23 protein-coding genes and 1 tRNA gene are annotated in these 22611 nt (G+C 62.5%); 13 read left to right on the top strand and 11 right to left on the bottom strand.

Annotated elements, in window-relative coordinates; translation table 11 throughout:
* Positions 1 to 29 precede the first annotated feature (29 nt).
* Together M1D51_RS20885 and M1D51_RS20880 are read right to left on the bottom strand one after the other, a co-directional pair.
* On the bottom strand, positions 30 to 728 hold the full coding sequence (locus M1D51_RS20885; protein WP_458107890.1) for a phosphatase PAP2 family protein: 699 nt from the start codon (positions 726 to 728) through the stop codon (positions 30 to 32).
* Between the two features lie 82 nt (positions 729 to 810).
* Positions 811 to 1938, bottom strand: coding sequence for an FUSC family protein (locus tag M1D51_RS20880; RefSeq protein WP_172324191.1), 1128 nt, complete (start codon positions 1936 to 1938; stop codon positions 811 to 813).
* A gap of 248 nt (positions 1939 to 2186) precedes the next feature.
* Here M1D51_RS20880 and pstS point away from each other — a divergent pair, with 248 nt between their 5' ends.
* From pstS to pstB, 4 genes are all read left to right on the top strand, one after another.
* Positions 2187 to 3308 carry a phosphate ABC transporter substrate-binding protein PstS gene (pstS, locus tag M1D51_RS20875; protein ID WP_458107889.1) on the top strand — a complete coding sequence of 374 codons (1122 nt, stop codon included), beginning with the start codon at positions 2187 to 2189 and terminating at the stop codon, positions 3306 to 3308.
* Between the two features lie 146 nt (positions 3309 to 3454).
* A complete protein-coding gene (gene pstC / locus M1D51_RS20870; protein WP_017197022.1) occupies positions 3455 to 4387 on the top strand; it encodes a phosphate ABC transporter permease subunit PstC in 933 nt (310 codons plus the stop codon).
* Positions 4388 to 5491 (top strand): phosphate ABC transporter permease PstA, encoded by a 1104-nt coding sequence (pstA, locus tag M1D51_RS20865; protein ID WP_172324189.1) that lies wholly within the window; start codon positions 4388 to 4390, stop codon positions 5489 to 5491. It abuts the gene before it with no gap.
* Between the two features lie 73 nt (positions 5492 to 5564).
* A complete protein-coding gene (gene pstB / locus M1D51_RS20860; protein ID WP_011772968.1) occupies positions 5565 to 6344 on the top strand; it encodes a phosphate ABC transporter ATP-binding protein PstB in 780 nt (259 codons plus the stop codon).
* A 171-nt stretch (positions 6345 to 6515) separates the two neighbouring features.
* Here pstB and M1D51_RS20855 read toward each other — a convergent pair whose 3' ends face one another.
* Together M1D51_RS20855 and M1D51_RS20850 are read right to left on the bottom strand one after the other, a co-directional pair.
* Positions 6516 to 7532 carry an inorganic phosphate transporter gene (locus M1D51_RS20855; RefSeq protein WP_172324188.1) on the bottom strand — a complete coding sequence of 339 codons (1017 nt, stop codon included), beginning with the start codon at positions 7530 to 7532 and terminating at the stop codon, positions 6516 to 6518.
* 1 nt (position 7533) lies between these two features.
* A complete protein-coding gene (locus M1D51_RS20850; protein WP_026541678.1) occupies positions 7534 to 8151 on the bottom strand; it encodes a DUF47 domain-containing protein in 618 nt (205 codons plus the stop codon).
* Between the two features lie 196 nt (positions 8152 to 8347).
* Here M1D51_RS20850 and M1D51_RS20845 point away from each other — a divergent pair, with 196 nt between their 5' ends.
* Entirely contained in the window at positions 8348 to 9082 is a 735-nt protein-coding gene (locus tag M1D51_RS20845; RefSeq protein WP_458107888.1) for a hypothetical protein, read from the top strand.
* 259 nt (positions 9083 to 9341) lie between these two features.
* Here the strand turns inward: M1D51_RS20845 and M1D51_RS20840 are convergent, their stop codons facing one another.
* Positions 9342 to 10001 carry a hypothetical protein gene (locus M1D51_RS20840; RefSeq protein WP_458107887.1) on the bottom strand — a complete coding sequence of 220 codons (660 nt, stop codon included), beginning with the start codon at positions 9999 to 10001 and terminating at the stop codon, positions 9342 to 9344.
* Between the two features lie 238 nt (positions 10002 to 10239).
* Between M1D51_RS20840 and M1D51_RS20835 the strand changes: the two genes are divergently transcribed.
* The 4 genes from M1D51_RS20835 to M1D51_RS20820 all read left to right on the top strand — a co-directional run bounded on the left by M1D51_RS20835 (position 10240) and on the right by M1D51_RS20820 (position 13760).
* A tRNA-Lys gene (locus tag M1D51_RS20835) sits at positions 10240 to 10312 on the top strand.
* Between the two features lie 125 nt (positions 10313 to 10437).
* Positions 10438 to 12459, top strand: coding sequence for an alpha/beta hydrolase (locus M1D51_RS20830; RefSeq protein WP_458107886.1), 2022 nt, complete (start codon positions 10438 to 10440; stop codon positions 12457 to 12459).
* A 23-nt stretch (positions 12460 to 12482) separates the two neighbouring features.
* Positions 12483 to 13085: a hypothetical protein gene (locus tag M1D51_RS20825; RefSeq protein ID WP_458107885.1), complete on the top strand. Its 603-nt coding sequence runs from the start codon at positions 12483 to 12485 to the stop codon at positions 13083 to 13085.
* A gap of 84 nt (positions 13086 to 13169) precedes the next feature.
* The gene (locus tag M1D51_RS20820) at positions 13170 to 13760 is read left to right on the top strand and encodes a hypothetical protein (protein WP_458107884.1); all 591 of its coding nucleotides are present in this window, start codon (positions 13170 to 13172) and stop codon (positions 13758 to 13760) included.
* Between the two features lie 65 nt (positions 13761 to 13825).
* Here M1D51_RS20820 and M1D51_RS20815 read toward each other — a convergent pair whose 3' ends face one another.
* A complete protein-coding gene (locus M1D51_RS20815; protein WP_458107883.1) occupies positions 13826 to 14446 on the bottom strand; it encodes a class I SAM-dependent methyltransferase in 621 nt (206 codons plus the stop codon).
* 165 nt (positions 14447 to 14611) lie between these two features.
* Between M1D51_RS20815 and arfA the strand changes: the two genes are divergently transcribed.
* Positions 14612 to 16177, top strand: a complete 1566-nt coding sequence (arfA, locus tag M1D51_RS20810; RefSeq protein ID WP_458107882.1) for an arabinosylfuranosidase ArfA — start codon at positions 14612 to 14614, stop codon at positions 16175 to 16177.
* Positions 16178 to 16190: 13 nt separating this feature from the next.
* Here arfA and M1D51_RS20805 read toward each other — a convergent pair whose 3' ends face one another.
* The 5 genes from M1D51_RS20805 to M1D51_RS20785 all read right to left on the bottom strand — a co-directional run bounded on the left by M1D51_RS20805 (position 16191) and on the right by M1D51_RS20785 (position 19631).
* Entirely contained in the window at positions 16191 to 16565 is a 375-nt protein-coding gene (locus tag M1D51_RS20805) for a hypothetical protein (RefSeq protein WP_026547992.1), read from the bottom strand.
* Positions 16566 to 16682: 117 nt separating this feature from the next.
* Positions 16683 to 17000, bottom strand: a complete 318-nt coding sequence (locus M1D51_RS20800; protein ID WP_458107881.1) for a hypothetical protein — start codon at positions 16998 to 17000, stop codon at positions 16683 to 16685.
* Positions 17001 to 17011: 11 nt separating this feature from the next.
* Positions 17012 to 17734, bottom strand: a complete 723-nt coding sequence (locus tag M1D51_RS20795) for a GAF and ANTAR domain-containing protein (protein ID WP_458107880.1) — start codon at positions 17732 to 17734, stop codon at positions 17012 to 17014.
* A gap of 124 nt (positions 17735 to 17858) precedes the next feature.
* Positions 17859 to 18641, bottom strand: a complete 783-nt coding sequence (locus M1D51_RS20790) for an ANTAR domain-containing protein (RefSeq protein WP_458107879.1) — start codon at positions 18639 to 18641, stop codon at positions 17859 to 17861.
* Positions 18642 to 18911: 270 nt separating this feature from the next.
* A complete protein-coding gene (locus tag M1D51_RS20785; RefSeq protein WP_458107878.1) occupies positions 18912 to 19631 on the bottom strand; it encodes a GAF and ANTAR domain-containing protein in 720 nt (239 codons plus the stop codon).
* A gap of 202 nt (positions 19632 to 19833) precedes the next feature.
* On the opposite strand from M1D51_RS20785, the gene M1D51_RS20780 reads away from it, so the two are divergent.
* From M1D51_RS20780 to M1D51_RS20770, 3 genes are read left to right on the top strand one after another with little or no spacing between them, the layout of a single operon-like run.
* Entirely contained in the window at positions 19834 to 20241 is a 408-nt protein-coding gene (locus M1D51_RS20780; protein ID WP_458107877.1) for a RidA family protein, read from the top strand.
* Between the two features lie 57 nt (positions 20242 to 20298).
* Positions 20299 to 21303, top strand: coding sequence for a LacI family DNA-binding transcriptional regulator (locus M1D51_RS20775; protein WP_458107876.1), 1005 nt, complete (start codon positions 20299 to 20301; stop codon positions 21301 to 21303).
* 39 nt (positions 21304 to 21342) lie between these two features.
* A complete protein-coding gene (locus M1D51_RS20770; RefSeq protein ID WP_458107875.1) occupies positions 21343 to 22443 on the top strand; it encodes a D-TA family PLP-dependent enzyme in 1101 nt (366 codons plus the stop codon).
* Positions 22444 to 22611 lie beyond the last annotated feature (168 nt).

The following is a 22611-nucleotide window of genomic DNA, read 5'->3' as shown; positions in this document are numbered from 1 at the left end:
TTCAAGAGTAGTGGCGGGGACTGACAGTATTAGCCGCGACGTCCACCGTGCCGGGCTGCGTCGACGAACACCGCAATACCCGTCACCCCCAGCGCAAGCCCCAGGGAAGCGACCACATCGGTGAGCCAGTGGTACCCAAGGTAGATCCGGCTGCAGGCAACCACCAGCGTCAACAGGGCGGCACCGGTGAAGGCGAGAACCGCCGTCGCGCGCGAGCCCGAACGCGAGACGATCAGGTACGTGAGGATAAAGGCGAAGACCCCGGCCCCCAGCGTGTGGCCTGAGGGGAAGGACAAGGCGTCATCAGGGCCAAGGAGGACATCGGACGACGGCGGACCGGAGCGCCCCACGTCCTGCCTCACCACCGCCAACAGGATCACGGCAAACGCCATGGCACCCACAAGGACGGCCGGCCGCCAGAGTTCCCTCTTCCGGACCGCCCAGGCCACCGTCACTGCCACACCAATGATCGTCAGCCACAAGGGTGAGGTCACAGTGGACACCGCCGCGAGGATGGCAGTGGGAAGGGGGCTGCGCGAATCAACCATGAAACTGTGGACCGCGCCGTCCAACGTCGCAAGACCGGTTTCGGACAACACGGCGGCAAACATGAGCCAGAAGACGGCGTCCCCGGCCACCAGCAAAATGCCTGCCCACAGGAACAGGGGCCGCTGCCGAAGCTTGAGCATCGGCGCAGCCCGGAAGCGTGCGGGAAAGGCAGGAGTCATCGCTTCATTCTGCCAAACGGGGCCGGGGTTTCCCTTAAGTCCGGGTTTCCCCTGCAAGCGTCGCGTGGCCAGCGCAGGAATCTTACAGCGCCGGAAGCACCGCGCGGGCCTCATCCGGTTCCATGCCGCTGGCTTCCAGCAAGTCCACCATGAGGGGCCGGAACAGCATCACCACGGTTTCGCCCTCAAGCCTCTGAACATCCAGCATCTTGGGATGAAGGCGGGCGGCGATGTCCGAGAGGTCGTTTCGGGCCCGCCGCAGATGAACCCGCCGGGTCCCTTCGCTTTGCTCGGACAAACCGATGGTCATCTCATCGACCGCGGCGGCGGTCTCCTGCAGCACCTCGGAAATGCTCTCGATCGCTTCGTCGGACAGTGCGGCATGGTTGATGGCGCTGGTCAGCCGGCGCGCAAACACCCGGCTATTACGCAGCGCGAGGTCGATGTACTCCAAGGAGTGCTCCAGCCCGGCGAGTTCATCGCGGTGCCTGCGGTGCGCCGGAGCCAACGTTGCCACCTCACCTGAAGCCCGCAGCGTCTGCCGCATCCGATCCACCAAAGGCTGGCAGTTGCGGCCGCGTATCAGGGCATGCCAGGCGATGGTGGAATCGCTCTCGGTCAGGGCCTTGCCGCATTCCCGCAGCACTTCGGCGAGTTCGTGCAGGATCTTCTGGACGTCTTTCCGGGGTTCCCGCCGCGGATCTTTCGGCACCAGGATGGTTACCAGGAGAGCAAAAACGCCACCGATCACTGCGTCAAGGCTCCGCGTGAAAGGCCCGCCGGCCGGCGCCGGCAACAGCACCACCAGCAAGGACTGCAGGCCCAGTTGGGTGGTGAAAATGGTTCCACTGTCCAGGAACCTGGCCAGGAGGATGGAGAAAAGCAGCACGATGGCGGCCTGCCAGATCCCGGCGCCCAGCCAGTGAAGCAGCAGGTCACCAACCACGATGCCCAGGGTGCAGCCAAGGCCCACCTCGATCACCCGGCGCAACCGCGGATCGCGCGAGAAGCCCAAGGCAATCAGGGAAGAGGTAGCCGCAAACAGCGGTCCCTGGTGGCCCAGCACGTATTCCGCGAAAGCGTACGCACCCACGGCGCACACGGTCATCTGGATGGCCGGAGTCAGGGAATTCCGGCTGCGAACCAACCCCGTCCGGACCCTGGCGCGCAGGAACCTCTTGCTTGCGGAAAATCCCTTAGCGGCGGCCATGCCTTTCAGTCTATTTGCCCGCCCCGGGTTCCGACGAAGACACCAAACCACAACCCGCGCGGCCCTCAAGGTGGCGCGCGCCACATAACCCAATGGTCCGCCGTCGTTCACCTTCCGTTCACCTTTCACCGCAGATCCCGTTACCTGCACTCCTTACCTTCAGTAAAGGAACAAAAGGTCCTCAGCTCGCGCACGCCGAAATCTCCGTTCGGCCCGCATCGAAGAATCCCTGGAAGGGGCACATCCAAGTGAAGGCAACTCACTTCGGCCGCAACGCGGCACTCGCGGTCATCGCAGCCGGCGCTCTCGCGCTCACTGCCTGCGGTTCAGACAACGCAACGGGCACCACTGGCGGCACCCAGACTTCAGCATCCGGCACCAGAGTGACCGGCACCCTGACCGGCATTGGCGCATCCTCCACGGGCGCAGCCATGGACGCCTGGAAGGCCGGCTTCTCCGCCGCCAACTCCGGCGCAACTGTTCAGTACTCCCCGGATGGTTCCGGCGCGGGCCGCAAGGCCATCATCGACGGCTCGGCACAGTTCGCCGGATCGGACGCCTACCTGAAGGACGAGGAGCTTGAGAGCTCCAAGGCCAAGTGCGGCCCCGAGGGCGCCATCAACATCCCGGTATACATCTCCCCGATCGCCGTCGCCTTCAACATCCCGGACGTCAACGAACTGAAGCTCGACGCCGCAACGGTCGCCAAGATCTTCCGCGGCGAAATCGCCAACTGGAACGATCCCGCCATCGCCGCCCTCAACGAAGGCGTCACCCTGCCGGACCTCAAGGTCACCCCGGTAAACCGCTCTGACGACTCCGGCACCACCACCAACTTCACCGACTACCTCGCAGCTGCTGCTCCCGAGGTCTGGACGGACAAGGCTGCCGGCGTATGGCCCGCAAGCCTGGCCGGCGAGAACGCCAAGGGCACCTCCGGTGTCGTCAAGACCGTCACTGACACCCCGGGCGCCGTGACCTACGCTGACGACTCCGCTGTCTCCGGCAAGCTGGGCACCGCCTCCATCAAGGTGGGCGACGAGTTCGTGAAGATCTCCGCCGAAGCTGCTGCCAAGGCTGTTGAAGCCGGCAAGCCCGTTGACGGCCGCGCCGCCAACGATGTGGCCATCAAGCTGGACCGCAAGACCACCGCAGCGGGCGCTTACCCCGTAGTCCTCGTCTCGTACCACGTTGTCTGCTCCACGTACGAGACCAAGGAAGTTGCTGACCTGGTCAAGGCCTTCGAAAGCTACGTCGTTTCCGACGAAGGCCAGAAGACCGCAGCTGACGCCGCAAAGTCCGCACCGCTGTCCAAGACGCTGCAGGACAAGGCCACGGCCGCAATCGAAACCATCAAGGCCAAGTCCTAAGGTTTCCCGGCGGGTTTGCTGAACCCGGCTGAACACTGAAGTTCCCTGTCCCGCGCGGAGTGGCCGCAGCCGCTGGCTGGTCCACTCCGCGGGGCAGGGAACTTAGCCATGTAAGACCAGTTCACTCCAGACTGAAGGAACGTGAAGTGACCACCAACTCCCTGACAACCTCCCAAGGCGCAGGACGCGCCGGGGACAAGGTTTTCTCCGGGGCCGCCATGGCCGCAGGGTGCCTGATTCTCGCGGTCCTCTTCGGAGTCGCGTTGTTCCTTGTGGTGCAGGCAATCCCCGCGCTCACCGCCCCTGCTGAAGACATCCAGGGCGGCAACGGTTTCTTCGCCTACATCGCCCCGATCGTGGTGGGCACCCTCATTGCCGCGGTCATCGCACTCGTCATCGCCACCCCCGTGGCCATCGGCGTGGCACTGTTCATCTCGCACTACGCTCCGCGCCGGCTCGCCTCGGGCCTGGGCTACGTGGTGGACCTGCTCGCAGCCATCCCCTCCGTTGTCTACGGCGCCTGGGGTGCTGCCTTCCTGGCCAAGGAAATCTCACCGGCCTACGACTGGCTGGCCACCTACCTCGGCTGGATCCCTATCTTTGAAGGACCGGCATCCGCTACCGGCAAGACCATCCTCACTGCAGGCATCGTCCTGTCCGTCATGGTCCTGCCCATCATCACCTCCCTGTCCCGCGAAATCTTCCTGCAGACCCCCAAGCTGCACGAGGAAGCAGCGCTCGCACTGGGAGCCACCCGCTGGGAAATGATCAAGATGGCCGTGCTGCCCTTCGGCCGCCCGGGCATCATCAGCGCCATCATGCTGGGCCTCGGCCGGGCGCTCGGTGAAACCATGGCCGTTGCCCTGGTGCTCTCCTCCGGTGTCCTGACGGCCAGCCTCATCCAGTCCGGCAACCAGACCATCGCCGCGGAAATCGCCCTGAACTTCCCTGAAGCCAGCGGTATCAAGGTCAACACGTTGATCGCCGCCGGCCTGGTGCTGTTCGTCATCACCCTGGGCGTGAACATGATCGCCCGCTGGATCATCACCCGGCACAAAGAGTTCTCGGGAGCCAACTAAATGTCCACCACAGTAGTCCGCAAGCGCTCAGCGCTCACCAAGGGCCAGCTGCCCAAGTTCGCGCCCTACATTGTCCTGGCCGTCGCGCTCGTTGTGGGCGCGGCCATCCTGGCGCTCATCGGCTTCAACGCGTTCGGCTGGGGCATTGTTTCGGCCATCCTGTTCGCCGTAGGCCTGGTCTCCTGGAGCGGTGCCGTTGAAGGTGCCCGCAAAGCCAAGGACAAACTCGCCACCTGCTTGGTAGTGGGCTCGTTCCTTATTGCGCTCCTGCCTTTGGTATCCGTCATCGTCACGGTGCTGGTCAACGGCATCCCCGGCCTCATCACCCCGGGCTTCCTGGGAACCTCCATGAACGGTGTCACCGGCGCCTTCGACAACAAGGCAGTAGAAGAAGGTGCCCCGGTCCTCGGAGGCATCTACCATGCGCTCCTGGGCACCCTCCAGATCACGCTCCTTGCCACGGTGATCTCCGTACCGGTGGGCCTCCTGACGTCCATCTACCTGGTGGAATACGGCAACGACCGTCCGCTGGCCCGCGCCATCACCTTCTTCGTGGATGTCATGACCGGCATCCCCTCGATTGTGGCCGGCCTCTTCGCGGCAGCGTTCTTCTTCGCCATTGTGGGCCCCGGCACCAAGACCGGTGCGGTAGCCGCCGTCGCGCTTTCCGTCCTGATGATCCCGGTGGTAGTCCGTTCCAGCGAGGAAATGCTCAAGATCGTCCCGAACGAGCTCCGCGAGGCGTCCTACGCGCTGGGCGTGCGCAAGTGGCGCACCATCACCAAGGTGGTTATCCCGACGGCGATCTCCGGCATCGCCTCGGGCGTCACCTTGGCGATCGCACGCGTGATCGGTGAAACCGCCCCGATCCTGGTGACCGCAGGCTTCGCCACCACCATCAACAACAACGTGTTCGGTGGGTGGATGGCCTCGCTGCCCACGTTCATTTACACGCAGATCCTCAACCCGACGTCGCCGTCCAATCCTGAGCCGTCGGACCAGCGTGCCTGGGGCGCCGCGCTGGTGCTGATCATCCTGGTGATGCTCCTGAACCTCGGAGCCCGCCTGATCGCCCGTCTGTTTGCTCCCAAGACGGGACGCTAGCCGGGCCGGCCGCGCGGTGATCCGCAGCGGCCCCTACAAAAACTTCCACACCCCCAAGGAACAAAGGAACACCATGTCCAAGCGCATCGACGTCAAAGACCTGAATGTCTACTACGGCAACTTCCTGGCCGTCGAAGACGTCAACATCAACATCCAAGCCAAGTCCGTCACGGCCTTCATCGGCCCCTCCGGCTGCGGCAAGTCCACCTTCCTCCGCACGCTGAACCGCATGCACGAGGTCCTTCCCGGCGCACGTGTGGAGGGCGAAGTCCTTCTGGATGGCGACAACCTCTACGGCCCCGGCGTGGACCCCGTAACCGTCCGCACCCAGGTGGGCATGGTCTTCCAGCGCCCCAACCCGTTCCCCACCATGTCCATCCGCGACAACGTGCTGGCCGGCGTGAAGCTGAACAACAAGAAGATCTCCAAGGGCGCAGCCGATGCCCTGGTGGAGAAGTCCCTGGTGGGCGCCAACCTCTGGAACGAGGTCAAGGACCGCCTGGACAAGCCCGGATCCGGCCTTTCCGGTGGCCAGCAGCAGCGCCTTTGCATCGCCCGTGCCATCGCCGTGGAGCCCCAGGTGATCCTGATGGACGAGCCGTGCTCCGCGCTCGACCCCATCTCCACCCTGGCTGTTGAGGACCTGATCAACGAGCTCAAGGACCAGTACACCGTGGTGATCGTGACCCACAACATGCAGCAGGCTGCCCGTGTGTCGGACAAGACCGCGTTCTTCAACATCGCAGGCACCGGCAAGCCCGGCAAGCTGATCGAGTTCGCTGACACCACCAGCATCTTCAACAACCCTGGCCAGAAGGCAACGGAAGACTACGTCTCCGGCCGCTTCGGATAAGGGGTCTTGCAGGTTCCGGCTTCTTTGGGGGGAGCCGGCATACAACGACGGCGGCCGTTGCCTTGGGGGTGCGGCCGCCGTCGTTTTTTGTACCCAAGTAGGTAACAGCAAACGTCGCAATGGGCGCTCATTGCGACGTTTGCTGTTACTCAGTTGGGGGAGGCCCGGGGGTTACAGGTCCGCGAGGGGCGAGAACGCCAGCTCAAGGATGAAGGCTGCTGCGGCTGTTACCAGGGGAGTGGCCACCCAGAACAACAGGATCCGCCGGACCAGGCGCCTGTTGACGGCGTGGAACCGTTGATTGACGCCTGCACCCAGCACCGACGCGGTGAGCGTATGGGTGGTGGAGAGGGGCAGGTGAAAACCGATGGCGCCAATGAACAGCATCACGGACGTCAATGTTTGCGCCACGAAACCGCGCAGCGGATCCACCCGGATGAGTTTGTGGCCCAGGGTGTGGGAGATCCGCCAGCCGCCAAACATGGTGCCTGCGGTGAGCATGAGAGCTGTGAGCAGCAGGATCCAGAGCGGCACGTCGCTGCCGCCGGACAACCCGGCAGCAACCATGGCCAACACCATGACAGCGGCTGTGCGCTGACCATCCTGGAGCCCATGGCCGAAAGCCACTGCGGCCGCCGAAATGGCCTGCGCTCGGCGGAAACGCCGGTTAATGACGTTCGGTTGGGAGTAACGCGCGGCCCACGTCACAGGCCACACCAACAGGTAGGCCGCCACGAATGCGATGACCGGGGAAAGGACCAGCGGCAGTGCTACCTGCGTGAGCAGGACGTTGTCCATACCGCCTACCGCGTTGCCGCCCACCAAGACACTCGCTGCACCGGCACCAATCAGGCCGCCCACCAGCGAGTTGGTGGAGGACAGGGGAATGCCCCGCCACCAAGCGTAGACACCCCACAGGATGGCAGCCGTGAGTGCCGAGGCGAGGATGGTCAGGCCGCTGGTACCGCTGGGCAGTGTGATCCAGGACTGCGTGAAGGCCAGGATAAAGGTGCCGCTGAGCATGGCGCCCACAAAGTTGAAGATCGCAGCCAGGAGTACAGCGACTGAAGGGGTCAGGGCGCGGGTCCGTGTGGAAAGCGCGACGGCGTTGGAGACATCGCGGAAACCGTTCAGGAACGCGAACCCGGAAGCCAAGCCAACTACCAGGACCAGGATGGCGATGGTCACTTCATGATTCCTTGACGATGATGCTGCCTACCTGGGTGGCGACCTTCCGCATGTCCTTGGTAACTTCCACCAGCTGGTTGGCGATGTCCCGGTGCCGCGCGTATTGCGTGGATTTCATGTCCTTGAGCATCTCCGCCACCCAGATGCGGTGCGTCCGTTCCGCCCGTTTGGCCAGTCGAAGGATTTCGATCCAGTAGTCCTCGAGCTCGTCCAGGTCCTCAAGCTTTCGCATCGCGTCCACGGTGAGCTCGGCCTGCCGGCTAATGATCTCCAGTTGGTCGGCTGCGCGCTTGGGGAGCCGGTCCAGCTTGTAGATGGCCACCAGGTCTCCGGCGGCATCCAGCTTCTCCATGGCCTCGGTGAGGTGGCGCGACAGCGTGTACATATCCTCGCGGGGGAGCGGGTTCACAAAGCTGGTGCGCATGTGGGTCAGCAGGGCGAAGTGCAGGTCCAAGGACTTGGACTCGTGCTCATGCAGTTCTTCGGCCAGGCGCTCGTGCTCGCTGGCGGGGGCTCCGAGTATTTCGGAAAGCGTCCCGGTGCCGGCCACGATCACGCCGGCCATCTGCGCAAGGAGGACGAGCCCGGCAGGTTCCTGGGGGAAAAGGCGCAGCTTCATATCGCTTTCCGGGCTGGGGACGGACGGGCGTGGGCGGCTTTGACTTGACGCAGCCCATTTCGGTCCCAACTTTACCGGTCCTTGGAGTGCTCCAGTGAAGGGCAGGAGGCATGGAGGGCAGAAGTCCCCATCGCAGGGCAGCCCGCACTATGAAAGACTGGCAAAGCTCCGGATAAATCCACTCAATGGGGGAACTATGCGTCTCAATAGTGTTGTAAAAATCACCAGCATCGCAGCAGCTGGGCTGCTCGCGCTCAGCGCCTGCGGCACCACCACGGCGGGCTCGACGACGGGTGGTTCCGAACCGTCGTCGTCCGCGTCTTCTTCTTCGTCCGCCTCGCCGTCGACGTCATCCTCGCCGTCCGGTGCCTCTTCCGAGGGTGCCGGTACATCCTCCGGTGCGTACACGGCCGCGGCCTGGGCACTCCCCATCTCAGATGCCGGCGAGAAGCTCGGGAACCTCAAGGGCGAGAGCTTCAGTGTGGACATTTATCAGGTGGCCACGGACGTGGCGTCCAAGGACAGCATGTTCGTGGACAAGGAAACCAAGGAGAACCTGCTGAAGAAGGGTGATCCGGTGGTTTACCTGAACTACGTGGTCACCAACACTTCCTCGGCCGATATTCCCCTGAGCCACTCTCTGATCACCCCGTCCGCCAAGTACACGGACTGGAAGTACCTCGGCGGCATGCCCTCGGATTCCAGCAGCGATGGATACAAGAAGCATGGGCTGTCCAGCAGCGGCGTGAAGCTCAAGGAAGAGGCCCCGTTCGTGCTGAAGCCGGGGGAATCGTTCAACATTGCCGAGAACTTTGCCTACACCGCGGGCAAGGAAACAGAGATCGCGGCGACCATGACTCCTGCTGCAGCTGACGGCAAGCTGGACCACGACAAGAAGGAAAAGGCAGAAACCACGGTCACGCTGAAGTAGTACCGTGCTGCTTTGCCCGGGTCTGGCTCTGTTCCGGCCCGGGCGTCCTGCTTTCGGGCATTAAAATGGTGCCGAATTCCGGGCATTAAAATGGTGCCGAACCGGATACGCCTCTCGGCGGTAGGCCGCTCGAAGCGGCTATAAGTTGAAGCCCGGGGGTTTCGCGGTTCGACACCAGTTTTAGTTTTCACCGTCCGGCGGCCTAAGTCAACATTGACAGTCCGGCGCCGGCGTGGGTACGTTTCGCCCTGTTTGCTGGCTAGTCCAGCTCGCCCAGACGCCATGCGTTGGCCGCGTGCTCAAGGTCCTCGGCTGTCTTCACCAGCTGGTGCGAGTTGCGGGTCAGCTTGCTCGCGTGGCTTTCGTTGCTGTGCTCCGCCCCGTCAGCCAAGGTGGCCTGCCCTAGTGCTACTACGCGGCAGAAAGCGGCGGAACGTTCCAGCGCGACGTCGAACTCGCCGTCGAACGCGCCGGACAAAATGGCGTCAGCCATGGTCTTCATCTCGTCTGCTCCGGGTGGCTCCGCGGCACCGGCCACCACATTGGAAACCTGTGCGGTATCGCGTCCGGCCCGGAAATAGACGGAGATTCGTTCGGGGTTCTGGATGGTGGCCGCGCGAAGGGCATAGAGACGCCACAGCGCGCCCGGCAGGCTCCGTGCCGGGCTCTCGGCCCACATCTCGGCAATGGCTTCCAAGCCCTGTTCGTCGGCCAGTTTCACCAGGCGGTGGGTGACCTTGGGGTCGTCGCTGTCGCGCCCCCGCCGCACCAAAGCCTGTGCGGCAAGGTGGGCCGCCTCGGAAACCCGCGCGGGATCCGCCCCGCCGGCGAACGGTTCGAAATCGATCGGGGCAAAAGGCTTGGGCTTGTGGTGCCTGTTTGCTCCGCCGTACGCGCGTGGTCCTGGCTGTTCGCTCATGAGTTCACCGTACTCCTGTGCTCTGGTGGGGTCGAGTAACGGTTGCCGGGCTGCGCCCTTGCCGGCGCTGTGCCTTAACCACCCGCTTTGCCCCCGTCCCGGGCCCTATACGCCTCGGCCGCCCCGCGCCGCCGTCGAACGTTCACCCAAAGAAGGTGACGACGGCGCGTGTCCGGTTGAGTTCCTCGTCTGCCGTGACGTTGGGGTACAGTATTCATGGCTGTTTCTACAGCTGGAGGGGCCTTTAGCTCAGTTGGTAGAGCATCGGACTTTTAATCCGTGGGTCGTGGGTTCGATCCCCACAGGGCCCACCCTCCAAGACAGGCCGGAGACCTTGAGTCTCCGGCCTGTTTTTATTTTCCCGGCCACGTCCCACGCTGCGATTCCATCGATTATGCTATTCGATGGATTAACTATTCAAGCGAGGGGGCCAGGCGTGGGGATCTTTGATACGGCGGTGGAAATTGCGTTCGACGATGGTGCCGCCGACGCTCTGATCAACGCTGCTGATTCCGCGGATCAGACCCTGCGCTCCGAGGGTAGCTTCTTTGGTGTCGCCACGGGTTACGCGATGGAGGACTTCAAGGGCGGCTATGCGACCTTGTTCAACAACGCTTTGGCCGTCCGGGCCGATGACCGGGGCCGGCTTGCCGGTGTCCTCGCGGCGTTGGCGGAGGACGTCAGGCAAGCAAAGGTCAAGGCACGGGAAGAGAAGTCCCGGCTGAAGGAACTTGCTGCGTGGGAGCAACGCGCCGATTTCCGTGAACAACACTTTCAAACTTTCCAGGGCGTGGCGAGCGATCCGATGCCCGCGGAATGGCCGGTGGCTGCTCCGACGATTTCAGGGGTGTTCTCCGCGGGGGCCCGGGCCCGGTTCGCCGGCGGATCGGGGAACGCTATCAGCTCCGCCGATCCTGGAAAGCTGCGCGAATTTGTGTCCCAATCCCGCGCCTACACCAACATCATGGACGCGGAGCTGGGGAGAATCCGGAACGCGTGGAGCGGTTTCACCTCAGCCTGTTCCTGGGTAAATAGCGGCAGTGTCACGTTTGTGTCGGGATTCGAGCAACTGCTGACTGAGAACGCCGCTGACGCGATCTGGCTTGAGCAGATCGCCGCGGCATTCGAAGCAGCAGGCAGCGGGTCCATGGCCGACATCAAGCTCAACAGAGCTCTCATACTTTACGCACCACCCGAGCAAGTCAGTTTGGACGACATCGGGGCCCTGAACGCCGCACAGCTGAAAGCCTGGCTCGCCGCACCTGCCAACAAGGACCGACTTCAGGGGCTGCTTGAACAACCAGGGCAGGACTCCGTCGTGATAGCCAAGTGGTGGGCCGGGTTCGGCCAGACAGTCGCTGGCGGGACACTTGAACCCGACGAGGCCCAGTTGCTCCTGATCGAGGCCATCCCCGGAGTCATCGGGAATCTGAACGGAATCACCGCGACCGCCCGGAACCTCGCCAACCGCAAGCGCCTCTTCACCGAGCAGGACCGCATCAACGCCGAACTGGCAAGAACGCCTCAACTACTGCCCGCCAGCCAGGGCATGTCCATGACCAACCCGGCTTGGACACGGCTGCAAACCCAGCAGAAAGCCCTGGATGGCATCCGGGGGGCACTTGTCAACGCCGGAGTGTCGGGCGATGGTGTCCTGCTCGGATTCGACCTCACCCACGGCTCTCCCAAGGCACAGGTCTCCGCGGGTAATCCCGACACGTCTGACAACGTTACCTACGCTGTGTCAGGTATGAACATTACACCGCAAAGCGGCTTCAATGACTGGGCAACAAACGCCGCGAACCTCAAGTTGCGGCAAAGCCTGAACGACGCGGGTGAGTCCTTCGCGGTGGTGGCGTGGATCAACTACGAGCCGCCCACGGTTCCGACGGTGAACAGGGGTGATGCCGCTCGTGCCGGTGCCGAACGGTTCGTCACAGACCTTCAGGCGTTCAACGCCGTCAGAGAGAGTTTGGGCAACAGGACCCCGGAGACCCTGCACGTCTTGGCCCATTCTTACGGCACCACTGTGACGTCCAACGCCCTTGCCGCCGCGGCATTGAACGTCGCCTCCTTCACGATGCTCGGCTCCGCCGGCATCGAAAAGGAGATCCGAAACACCGGAGACCTCCACGTGGCCGCGGGGCACGTCTACGCCTCCGAAGCCAGCGGTGACGGCCTGGCTGACCTGGGTCGCTTCCAACGCCAAGATCCGCGGCTGGAATCCTTCGGTGCGAAAGTGTTCTCCTCAGAAGAAGCGACGATCGACGGGACCCAGTACCGAGGCACTACCGAACACAACACCTTGGTACACAGGACAACCAGTGACGGCTACGGCTACCTGGATAAAGAAACCACGGCCCTGTATGAAGCTGCCCTCACAACAACCGGCAACGGAGACCGTATCCTGCCAAACGGACGGCCTGTTTCGCCTCCCCTTGGATTTGCTGGCCGTTGAACAACACAGGAAGAGTGAACTACATGCCCCATAAACCCAAGTCCCGGATAAAGGCCAGCCGCATACTCGCCGCCTTAGTCGGCGCGGCCATGGTGATGAGCGCCTGCACACCCACCACGGAGAACCCTATGACCGGCTCAAGCAATCCCAGCGACCCTGCAACTGTCAAAGCACAGGTTGAAGAGCTCAAGCAAGCCCTCGCGGATCTCCACGCGTTCAAAACCGAAACCCAGAAGGCCATCGGACCCCAGAAGTGGGTCGATAAAGGCACCCGAAACAGCGCCTGCAATGCAGGTGATGGCAGGGAGGGAGTGAACTACAGCGTCATGAGCCAAACCCCTGATCCCGTCGACCTGGAAGCATCAGTCAACGTGGTCAAAACGTTCTGGGAATCGAAGGGCTTTACCACCCGCGTGGAAACCAACCCGTTGGACCCTGGTCTCATCCGTCTCTACGCCAATCAGAATGGCGGAAACCTCATATCCTTCACCGCGAATGTCAAAGGCTCCGGCCTGGAAATGGACACTGTCTGCATCGCCGGAGACCAGCACGAAATCTACAAGGAGCTGTATCCCGAAATTTACGGGACCCCTTCTAGCCCCGGCTCCTCTCCGTCTGCTAATTAGGCTGTCTGATGCGCCAAGGGAGCCGCCTATGTCGCCTCGTGCTGGCTTTTGGCCTGTCAAACAGTTTCAGGAAGAGTGAACCGCATGTCCGATGAATCCAAGGCCCGACTAAAGGCCGGCGGTATTCTTGCCGCCTTGTTTTGTGCCGGCATTGCACTCAGCGCCTGCACACCCACCACGGAGAACCCCAGGACCGGCTCAAGCAACCCCAGCGACCCCGTAACCGTCAAAGCCCAGGTCGAACAACTCAAACAAGCCCTCGCGGACCTCCACGCCTTCAAAGTCGGAACCCAACAAGCCATCGGACCCCAAAAATGGGCCGACGAAGGCCTCCGAAACATGGACTGCAGCACCCCTAAGGGAGAAGAGGGCGTGAACTACAGCGTCATGAGTCAGACCCTTGAAACCCTCGACATGGAATCGTCGGTCAACGTTGTCAAGACGTTTTGGGAATCCAAGGGCTTCACCACCCGCGTCGAATCAAACCCAAAAGACCCAGGAAACATCCGTCTCTATGCCAATAAGAACGGCGGACATCTCGTATCCTTCACGGCTACCACCAATGGCTTGAGCCTCGAGATGAACACCGTCTGCATCGCCGGGAATCAGCATGAAATCTACAAGGAATTGGACAGGCAGGAAGCGAGTGCCAGTCCCACGCCGAGTACCAAGTAGAGCTGACGAGCCCCGGCCCCTTGTTGACTCCGGGCCGGTCCCTAGCAATTAAAGTGGGGGTGGGTTCAGCCAACGCGACCGGGAGTGAGCAGCCGCTTCGCGACGACGGCCGCGTGGGGGCGCATTCCAGGGTCGACGCGGGAGTGCGTACCGACAATGCTGAAACCGGCTTCCTGCAACAGTCCCGACATCTCCTCCACAGACCAGAAATAGGCGGACGTCACTGCATGCGGGAACGACTCACCCGCCGGGCCATCGAAGAAGCCGAGCAGGAGGCTCCCGCCGGGAGCGAGGCAGCGGGCAAACTCGTCCAAAACCCGGCTGATCCCAGCCGGGGGAGTGTGAATCAGGGAGTACCAAGCGAGGATTCCCGCCAACGAGTCATCCGGCGCAGGCAGGCGTTGAAGTGACCCGACAGAGAACTGAGCCTCCGGACAGAGTTGCTTGGCAGTCTCAATAAACTCCGGTACCAAGTCCACGCCTTGGACGTCCACCCCGGTGGAGTGCAGGAAGGCTGTCCATTGCCCAGGCCCGCAGCCGGCGTCGAGGACTTTCCCGGACAATCCCTGGGCCCATGACAGCACGAGCTTCCTGTCGGCCGGATGTGTACTGCTGATGGACCCGAACAACGAGGTGTACTCGGCGGAACGCGCAGAATAGGCGGCTCTCACTGCTCTCAAGGACATGCGTCCCAGCCTAGAGGCAGCCGGCACCCCAGCATGTTCGAATCACCGGCCGCAAAACGGCGTGCCCGGCGAACAGCGGCGCGAAGGAAGCGTCCCGCCAAGAAATCCCTTGACTCCCGCACCAACACCACGTCAGCATGGTTTCTATAACGTTGTAAATCAGCAATGCAGACCACGCAGCACAAGCAGACAAGGACCCACCCTTTGGGAAACCAGGACAACCCCACGGCCAAAATCACCATCGACCCCACCTTCGTTGTGGGCCCCGTCAGGAGGAAGACATTCGGCGCCTTCGTTGAGCACCTCGGACGCTGCGTCTATACGGGAATCTTCGAGCCAGAACACCCGAAAGCCGACGACGACGGCTTCCGCACCGACGTCCTCGACCTCACCAAGGAACTCGGCGTCTCCACGGTCAGATACCCCGGCGGAAACTTCGTGTCCGGCTACCGCTGGGAAGACGGAGTGGGACCCAAGGAGGACCGCCCAACAAGGCTCGACCTCGCCTGGCACTCCAGTGATCCCAACCTGGTGGGCGTGGACGAGTTCGCCAAGTGGTCGGAGAAGGCCGGGGTTGAACCCATGATGGCCGTGAACCTGGGCACCAGGGGAACCCAGGAAGCTCTGGATCTGCTGGAGTACTCCACCATCAAGGGTGGAACGGCCCTTTCCGAACAGCGCAAGGCCAATGGCGCCGTCGAGCCTCACAACATCACCATGTGGTGCCTCGGGAACGAGATGGACGGCTTCTGGCAGATCGGCCACAAGAAGGCGGACGAGTACGCGCGGGTTGCCGCCGAAACGGCGCGGGCGATGCGCATGGTCAACCCGGACCTGGAACTGGTGGCTTGTGGAAGTTCCGGACCCACCATGCCCACGTTCGGCGAATGGGAGCGCGTGGTCCTCAACGAGACGTACGAATTGGTGGACCTGATCTCGGCGCATCAGTACTTTGAGGATTTCGGTGACCTGCAGGAGCACCTGTCAGCCGGGCACCGGATGGAGGCGTTCATCAAGGACTTGGTCTCCCACATCGACCACGTGAAGTCGGCCAAAAAGTCCGGGAAGCAGATCAATATTTCTTTCGATGAGTGGAACGTCTGGCACATGTCCCGCGACGAATCCAAGGCGCCCACAGGAGATGATTGGCCCGTGGCACCGGTGCTGCTGGAGGACCGCTACACGGTTGCCGACGCCGTGGTGGTGGGGGATCTCCTCATCACGTTGCTGCGCAATACCGACCGCGTCCACTCCGCGAGCCTCGCACAGTTGGTCAACGTGATTGCCCCCATCATGACGGAGCCGGGCGGCCGCGCCTGGAAGCAGACAACGTTCCACCCGTTCGCGCTCACCTCGCAAAATGCCTCCGGTACGGTGCTGAACCTCGCCGTCGAATCCCCGCTGCTGGAGACCGAAAAGACGGCCGGGTTCACTGCCTTGTCTGCCGTTGCCACCTACGACGCAGAAGCCAAGGAGGCCGTGGTGTTCGCCGTGAACCGCTCGGCGATGGACGCGCTGACGTTGGATGCCGCCGTCGGGAGCCTCAACGCCGGCAAGGTCATTGAGGCCGTCACTTACACCAACAAGGATCCGTACTGGCAGGCCACTGCCGACGATTCGACGTCGGTCCTGCCCACTGAGAACGTCAGTGTAAGGCTCGACGGCGGTCGCCTCACCGCCGGTCTTCCGGCCGTGAGCTGGACCATGATCCGGTTGTCACTGGAGTCGTAGTCCTTCCGAAGCGCTACGCGATCTGCTGCGTGCCGTCGTGGAACATGGGGTAGGCGGAGATCGGTGTGACTGTTGCGGACAGGGTTGGTTCCGGTGCCTGCGGTGCGGGCGCCGGGGCCGGCTGGTCGACGGTCACGATTTCCATGGACTCCATATCCAGGAGGCGGCGGCTTCCGGTATCGTCCGTGAGCCAGAAAAGGTCGGTGCCGGCAACGGTTTTTACCACGCTGCCACGGTGGTAGAGGCGGCCGTTGTGCCAGGCCTCGATGTAATCACCCGGACTTAGTGGATGCGGTTCTTCTTTGCTTCCAGGCATGGTGCCAAATGCCTGCGCCAGGCTGGCTTGGGTCTTCAGTGCCTGGAAAAGATCCCTGTTTGCAATGCTCATGTCTGCTCCCCTCGGCTCGCCTTGCCGGCTGATTGCCGTCAGCTGTGTGCTGGTTGACTACAGCTTTGCCCATGTTTGTTGCAGGCTCGTTGCACGGGGATGAGCGGTGTGTGACGCCTACCGGGGGTCGTCGCCGTCGTCGGGCAATTCGCCTTCCGCGGGACGAGGCGTTTCGTCCAGGGGAAGCTCGTCGGCGTAGGGCGCGTGCGGCCCAGGTCCACTGTTGGAAAGCTCGTTGGCGGCCATGGCCAGGAGGTCGCGTTCCAATTCGGGGAGGGAAAGCATGCCCTGCAGGTACGCCTCAACCTCGTACTCACCCACAGATCCACCGATGCTGAAGTACTGCAGCCACAGAGTGCCTGTGGTGATGCCCGCGCCCGAGAGTGCCGTATGGAGTCTGCGGCGTTGCTCGGGTTCGTTGTTGTCGAAGCCCATGTCCTGCGGCCTTAGTTCCCGTTTGCCGGTATCCCGGCTACGAGTTCCGCACTGACTTCCTGCAGGCTTTGGTTCTTGTCGCGCGATTGCAGGATGAGTTGTTGGAGGGCCCGCTCGTGGGTAGTTTTGTGGCGTTCCATAAGGATTCCGCAGGCACGGTTGACCACGTCCCGGCTGTAAAGTGCGGCCTGTAGTCCCTCGGAGATGCGTCGGGGTGTCTCGGCGCTCTGGATATGGGAGAGGAGAGTGGCCGCCGGGGAAGCAAAAAGCTCCATGAGGTACGTGGAAGAAGCATCAAAAACATCAGTCTCGGATGCGTAGACTTTGATGGCCCCGATGCTGTGACCGTTGGCCATGAGGGGCGCGCTGACAACCGATCGGATGGGCAAAGGGCTGACGGAGTCGGTCCATTCCGGCCAGCGGGGGTCGCTGCGGACATCGGTGATGAGTACGGATTCCTCGGTGGCCCACGCAGTCAGGCAAGGACCTTGGCCCAAGTCATATTGCAGGTGGTCCGCTTGCTCCACGATGCTGTCCGTGAAACCAGTGCTGGTTCGGCGGCCCTGGGAATCCAGGATGGAAACGCCTGCCCCGATTGACCCCGGCACGGATTCCTTGATGGCCCGCGATAGGCTCTGGACGGCCTGGTCCACCTTTTCCTCGGTAAGGAGCAGGCCCAAAATCCGGCCTATGGCAACCGAGAGTTCGTCAAGAGGAAGCTGCTTCTTCGTCATGGTCTTCTCCCCGGCTCTTCATGTCGGCTGGCTGACATGGACATCCTGTGAATCACTGCACTCCTAAGTTGCCTTTCAAGCCTAATGCTTTTTGCGCGTCAGACCCGAACCGGAAGTCCCTTTGCTACTCCTCAAAAGCTGCTGAAATATTCCGGTCTCCAGCAACGTGGGCTATAACGCTTTCCGCCACAACACGCAGCTTGATATTGCGGTGGCTTGAAGCGTTGACCAGAATTTGGAAGGCAGCGTCCCTGCTGCAGCGGTTCTGGGCCATGATAATTCCGACGGCGGTATCGATCGCCGTGCGTGAATCCAGGGCAGCCGCGAGATTTTCCCGCGCATCCCTGAGTTGGGCGATCTTCAGTGCCAAATACAGAGCTTTCGCCCCGGTGGCTGTCACCCGCTCAGCCGCAACCATGTCGTCATGGGAGAAGCCATGGCTGCGGGTCGAGTAGAGGTTGACCACAGCCTCTGCGGTGCTGTTCAACTCCATGGGCAAAGCCAGAATGGAGCCCACATCGGTGCAGGCAGCGGCTTCCATATAGTCCCGCCATCTGTCCTCGTGCCGGACATCGGGGACATGGGTGATGGTTCGCGTCCGAAGCGCCGTAAGGCAAGGCCCGTCCCCGAAGCTGTTCTGGATATCGTCCAGTTTGCGGGCCATGGGATCACTGTCCGCCACGGCAACAGGTTTCTTTTGCCGGATGACTGTCACCCCGCAAGCAATTGTGTTCCCGGGTTTAGTCAGTTCGCGGGCAGTCAACTCGGCAAAATCCTGAAGAAATTCCCGGACGTCTGCGTTCTGCACAAGGAGGTCCTGCAAATGCACCAGGAAGTCCGTCAGATCGACGTGGTCCTCTAAAGGACCAGCGGTGGGGATCTGCTCCGATGGCTGGGTTTCAGTCATGATTGGTTCCTTACTACTGCCCGGCTGGGTCCGTCCAGCCGTTTAAGCTGAGCTCTCTCATGGCAGTGTCTACGAGCTGCATCTGGCCCGGGGGTAAAGCCAGAAGTTCGTTAAGGTATGCATCTAAAACCAATTCGTCGGCATTTCCTCCAATCCCGAAATAGTAGATCCACAATGTGTTGAGGCTGACATCTCCGACGCGGAATCTGCAGGAGGCCCGCAGTCGTTGATCAAATTCCGACATCCAAGCAGGCTGGGCATTCATCGACTCTACCTGCCCCCCTGATCTCCGTGTCCGGCCCGATCCAGGATGTCGCCGGCTATTTCATGCAGCCGTTTATTGCTGTTGCGCGATGCCAACTGGATGAGTCGCAGCGCCGATTCGCGGTTGCAATGGTTTTGCACCATGATCAGCGAAATAGCGGCGTCCACAATCGCCCGTGACTTCAAGGCTGAACGCAAATGCTCGGGGTACGGTTCCTCCGCGTGCAGCCGCAGTGCCAGCCGCAGAATCCGCGAAAGGGAGTCCGCGTGCCGCTCCACCGACTCCACAGTGTCCGGGGTGAACGTCCCCAGTTCCGTGGAATAGCAGTTCAGGGCAGCCCTTGAGCCGTTGTCAGTGGCGATGGGGACGGCCAGCACGCTCCGGATGCCCTCGTCGGCGATAGCGGCGGCGTAGTGCTGCCACTGGTGATCGGTCTGAAGGTCAGAGATGAGGACTGTGCGTCGCTGCCGGAGCGCCGTGAGGCAAGGGCCGTCGTCGAACTCGTATTGCTTTTCATCGAGGCGCCGGGCAGCGTCACTGCTGCTGGCCACTGTGGAGGGGCCGCCGTCGCGCTCCACCGTGATGGCGCAGAGCATCGGCGCTTCTCCGCCCAACAGCGACGCCGAAATCGTGGTGAGGCCGAGGAGGAATTCAGTGAAGCCGGGGCTCTCCAACAGCAGGTCCTGCAGCTGCTCAGCTGTTGGTACTGCATCGTTCAGGGCCATTAAGGCCTCATTCCCGGGTACGCCGGGCGTGTGAGTCCGGCTGGCGGCAGTGCGCTCGTGTTCGCGCACGGCCCGGATATTCAACTCCGGGCCTTGTGCTTCACCCGAAATCTCCTACTACCGACACTACGCCGTTGCCCTGAAACATGACAGGGCGAGGCCCCGTGATGGGATGTACTGACGCTACAAACAAAGGACGCCGATGCCCAGTGCAGTGACCCTCATTCGTTCCAACCTGCTCAGCTCTGCTGCAGAGTATGCCTATGCAGCGACGGCCCCCGCAGGTGCCAGGCTGATCTTCCTGGCGGGGTCCTGCCCGCTTAATGAGGATGGGACCACTGCAGGTATTGGCGACTATCAAGCCCAAGCCAGGAAGGCGGTGGAGAACATGTGCCTGGCTTTGGAAGCCGCAGGGGCAGGAATCGGGGACGTCATCTCCACTCGCGTTCTCGTCGCCTCTTCCGAGCAGTCCGATCTGGTGGCGGCATGGGAGGTGGTGCGCGAGGCGTTCGGTGAGCATGACGTCCCGAGCACGCTGATGGGCGTCACTGTCCTTGGCTACGACCATCAGCTGGTTGAGATCGAAGCAGTCGCCGCTGTCATGGACTAAGACCGCAACGCCCTGGTCTGCAACGATGTAAGCCAACAGGACAAAAGGAGCACCTTGATGGCCGTCACCATGAACGACGTCGCGCGCGTTGCCGGAGTCTCGTTGAAGACGGTCTCCAACGTGATCAACAACTACGAGTTCATCCGGCCCGCCACCAAACAGCGCGTCCTGGATGCCATTGACGAGCTGGGCTACGAGGCCAACCTGACAGCCCGCAGCCTCCGCTCCGGCAAGACCAGCATGATCGGGTTGGTCCTGGCCGACCTCTCCATTCCGTACTATGCGGAGCTGGCGTCGGACATCATGAAAGCGGCATGGGCCCGAGGCTACCGAGTGCTGGTGGAGCAGTCAGGTAATGAGCCGGAGCACGAAAAAGCGGCGCTCCAAGGGCAGTTCCGAACCCTGACCGATGGCCTCCTTTTCATCCCCCTCGCGTTGGACGCTGAGCAGATCATTCACGCGGCCGGAAAAAAGCCGCTGGTCCTGCTCGGTGAATACGTGCAGGATCCGCGGCTGGACATGGTCCTCATCCAAAACCACCAAGCAGCCGCAGCGGTCACCGCGCACCTGCTGGCGGGCGGCCGCCGTCGTATAGCCGTTGTGGGCGCGCACGACGGCGACACTACCGGCAGCAACGGCCTGCGCCTTGAGGGATACAAGGCTGCGCTCGCTGACGCCGGAGTGGCTTACGATCCCGCCTTGGTGACTGATTGCGACTGGCGTCGCGACGGCGGTGCTGAAGCGACCGCGAGGTTGCTGGACAGCGGCGTGGATTTCGATGCCATATTCGGGCTCAACGACGCCCTCGCCCTGGGGGCGCTTCACGAGCTCCTGGTCCGTGGCAGGAAAGTCCCGGAGGAGATCGCCGTTGCCGGTTTTGATGACATTGATGAGGCGAAGTTCGCCTCGCCGTCACTGACCACGGTGGCGCCGGGGCGTACGGAAATTGCGGAGCGCGCCGTCGAACTCCTCATCAATCGGATCGAGAACAAGGACGCCGCGCTTGACGTGCAGCAGCCGGAGGCGGCCTTCGAGCTGCTGATCAGGCAGTCGGCGCCCTGACCTCCGCTGCGGGTGCCCGGGGCCGTTAGTGTTTGAGGAATGAACGTGATCCCCGCTGAAGTCCTCACCCCTGCCGTGCTGATCGACGTCGATGTCCTGGACCGGAACATCGATCGCATGGCGGCCAGCATGGTAGGTAGGGGTCTCAAGCTCCGCCCGCACGTGAAGACGCACAAGACCTTGGAGATCGCCCGGAAACAGTTGGCAGCAGGGGCCGTGGGGATCACCGTTGCCACGATCGGCGAGGCCGAGGTCTTCGCCGCGGACGGCGTCAGGGACATCTTTATCGCCTACCCGCTGTGGGTGGAAGCCCCACACGCTGACCGGCTCCGCGCCTTGGCAGCACATTGCCGCCTCGCAGTGGGCGTGGATTCCGCTGAAAGTGCGACGGCGATGGGCCGCCAACTCGGGGCGGATGCCGGCAGCATCGAGGTGCTGATCGAAGTGGACAGCGGTCATCACCGCAGCGGCGTTCTGCCGTTCGAGGTGGTGGAGGTGGCCAAGGCGGCGGCCGGCGCCGGGCTGATGGTATCCGGGGTATTCACCTTCCCCGGCCACAGCTACAGGCCAGGTATGCCCACCGGCGCGGCCGGCAACGAGAACGATGCCCTGGGGCTGGCTGCGACGGCGTTGACCGAGGCCGGTTTCGTGGTCACCACCATCAGCGGGGGCTCCACGCCGACGGCACTGATCTCCGGGGAGTCGGCAGCAACCGAACTACGCCCGGGCGTCTACGTGTTTGGCGATGCCCAGCAGCTGGAACTCGAACGGTGCTCGTGGGACGAGATCGCGCTGACAGTTGCGGCCACCGTGGTTAGCAGGCACGAAGCTGCAGGCGGGAACGTCCGCCGGGTTGTCCTGGACTCCGGCAGCAAAATCCTGGGCAGCGACCGCCCGGATTGGGCCACAGGGTTTGCGCGGCTGCCTGAATACCCCGAAGCCAAGGTCACCGCTTTGTCAGAGCACCATGCCACTGTTGTTTGGCCGGACTCCTCGGAGTTGCCACCACTGGGTACCAGGCTGCACGTGATCCCCAACCACGTGTGCTTGACCATGAACCTGGTGGACCAGGTGACTGTGGTGCGCGGTGGGACTGTGGTGGAGCAGTGGGCCGTGGCGGCGCGGGGGAGGAACAACTAGGTACCGTTTTGGTACCGTCGCTGCCTGGCAAAGAATCGGCGCGTTCCTGAAGACCTTGATCGTCGGCTGGGGAAAGCAGAGTTGGTTCTGCAGCGCCGTGCGCGGCGACGTGAAATCAGTGAGGGGTTGGATTTCGTGATGAGTCACGATGCTGAGCTGCTGACGCGC

This window comes from Arthrobacter sp. R3-55, from assembly GCF_054161505.1.
Note: the sequence above shows the minus strand (reverse complement) of the source record. Positions and strands in the feature narration are given on the sequence as shown.

Coding starts and splice junctions, on each gene's coding strand:
- M1D51_RS20780 (WP_458107877.1), top strand. CDS start 19,834: ATGCCCAGTGCAGTGACCCTCATTCGTTCCAACCTGCTCAGCTCTGCT.
- M1D51_RS20775 (WP_458107876.1), top strand. CDS start 20,299: ATGGCCGTCACCATGAACGACGTCGCGCGCGTTGCCGGAGTCTCGTTG.
- M1D51_RS20845 (WP_458107888.1), top strand. CDS start 8,348: ATGCGTCTCAATAGTGTTGTAAAAATCACCAGCATCGCAGCAGCTGGG.
- pstB (WP_011772968.1), top strand. CDS start 5,565: ATGTCCAAGCGCATCGACGTCAAAGACCTGAATGTCTACTACGGCAAC.
- arfA (WP_458107882.1), top strand. CDS start 14,612: ATGCAGACCACGCAGCACAAGCAGACAAGGACCCACCCTTTGGGAAAC.
- M1D51_RS20880 (WP_172324191.1), bottom strand. CDS start 1,938: ATGGCCGCCGCTAAGGGATTTTCCGCAAGCAAGAGGTTCCTGCGCGCC.
- M1D51_RS20815 (WP_458107883.1), bottom strand. CDS start 14,446: ATGTCCTTGAGAGCAGTGAGAGCCGCCTATTCTGCGCGTTCCGCCGAG.
- M1D51_RS20840 (WP_458107887.1), bottom strand. CDS start 10,001: ATGAGCGAACAGCCAGGACCACGCGCGTACGGCGGAGCAAACAGGCAC.
- M1D51_RS20790 (WP_458107879.1), bottom strand. CDS start 18,641: ATGACTGAAACCCAGCCATCGGAGCAGATCCCCACCGCTGGTCCTTTA.
- M1D51_RS20805 (WP_026547992.1), bottom strand. CDS start 16,565: ATGAGCATTGCAAACAGGGATCTTTTCCAGGCACTGAAGACCCAAGCC.
- M1D51_RS20850 (WP_026541678.1), bottom strand. CDS start 8,151: ATGAAGCTGCGCCTTTTCCCCCAGGAACCTGCCGGGCTCGTCCTCCTT.
- M1D51_RS20885 (WP_458107890.1), bottom strand. CDS start 728: ATGACTCCTGCCTTTCCCGCACGCTTCCGGGCTGCGCCGATGCTCAAG.
- M1D51_RS20785 (WP_458107878.1), bottom strand. CDS start 19,631: ATGGCCCTGAACGATGCAGTACCAACAGCTGAGCAGCTGCAGGACCTG.
- M1D51_RS20800 (WP_458107881.1), bottom strand. CDS start 17,000: ATGGGCTTCGACAACAACGAACCCGAGCAACGCCGCAGACTCCATACG.
- M1D51_RS20795 (WP_458107880.1), bottom strand. CDS start 17,734: ATGACGAAGAAGCAGCTTCCTCTTGACGAACTCTCGGTTGCCATAGGC.
- M1D51_RS20770 (WP_458107875.1), top strand. CDS start 21,343: ATGAACGTGATCCCCGCTGAAGTCCTCACCCCTGCCGTGCTGATCGAC.
- M1D51_RS20820 (WP_458107884.1), top strand. CDS start 13,170: ATGTCCGATGAATCCAAGGCCCGACTAAAGGCCGGCGGTATTCTTGCC.
- pstA (WP_172324189.1), top strand. CDS start 4,388: ATGTCCACCACAGTAGTCCGCAAGCGCTCAGCGCTCACCAAGGGCCAG.
- M1D51_RS20825 (WP_458107885.1), top strand. CDS start 12,483: ATGCCCCATAAACCCAAGTCCCGGATAAAGGCCAGCCGCATACTCGCC.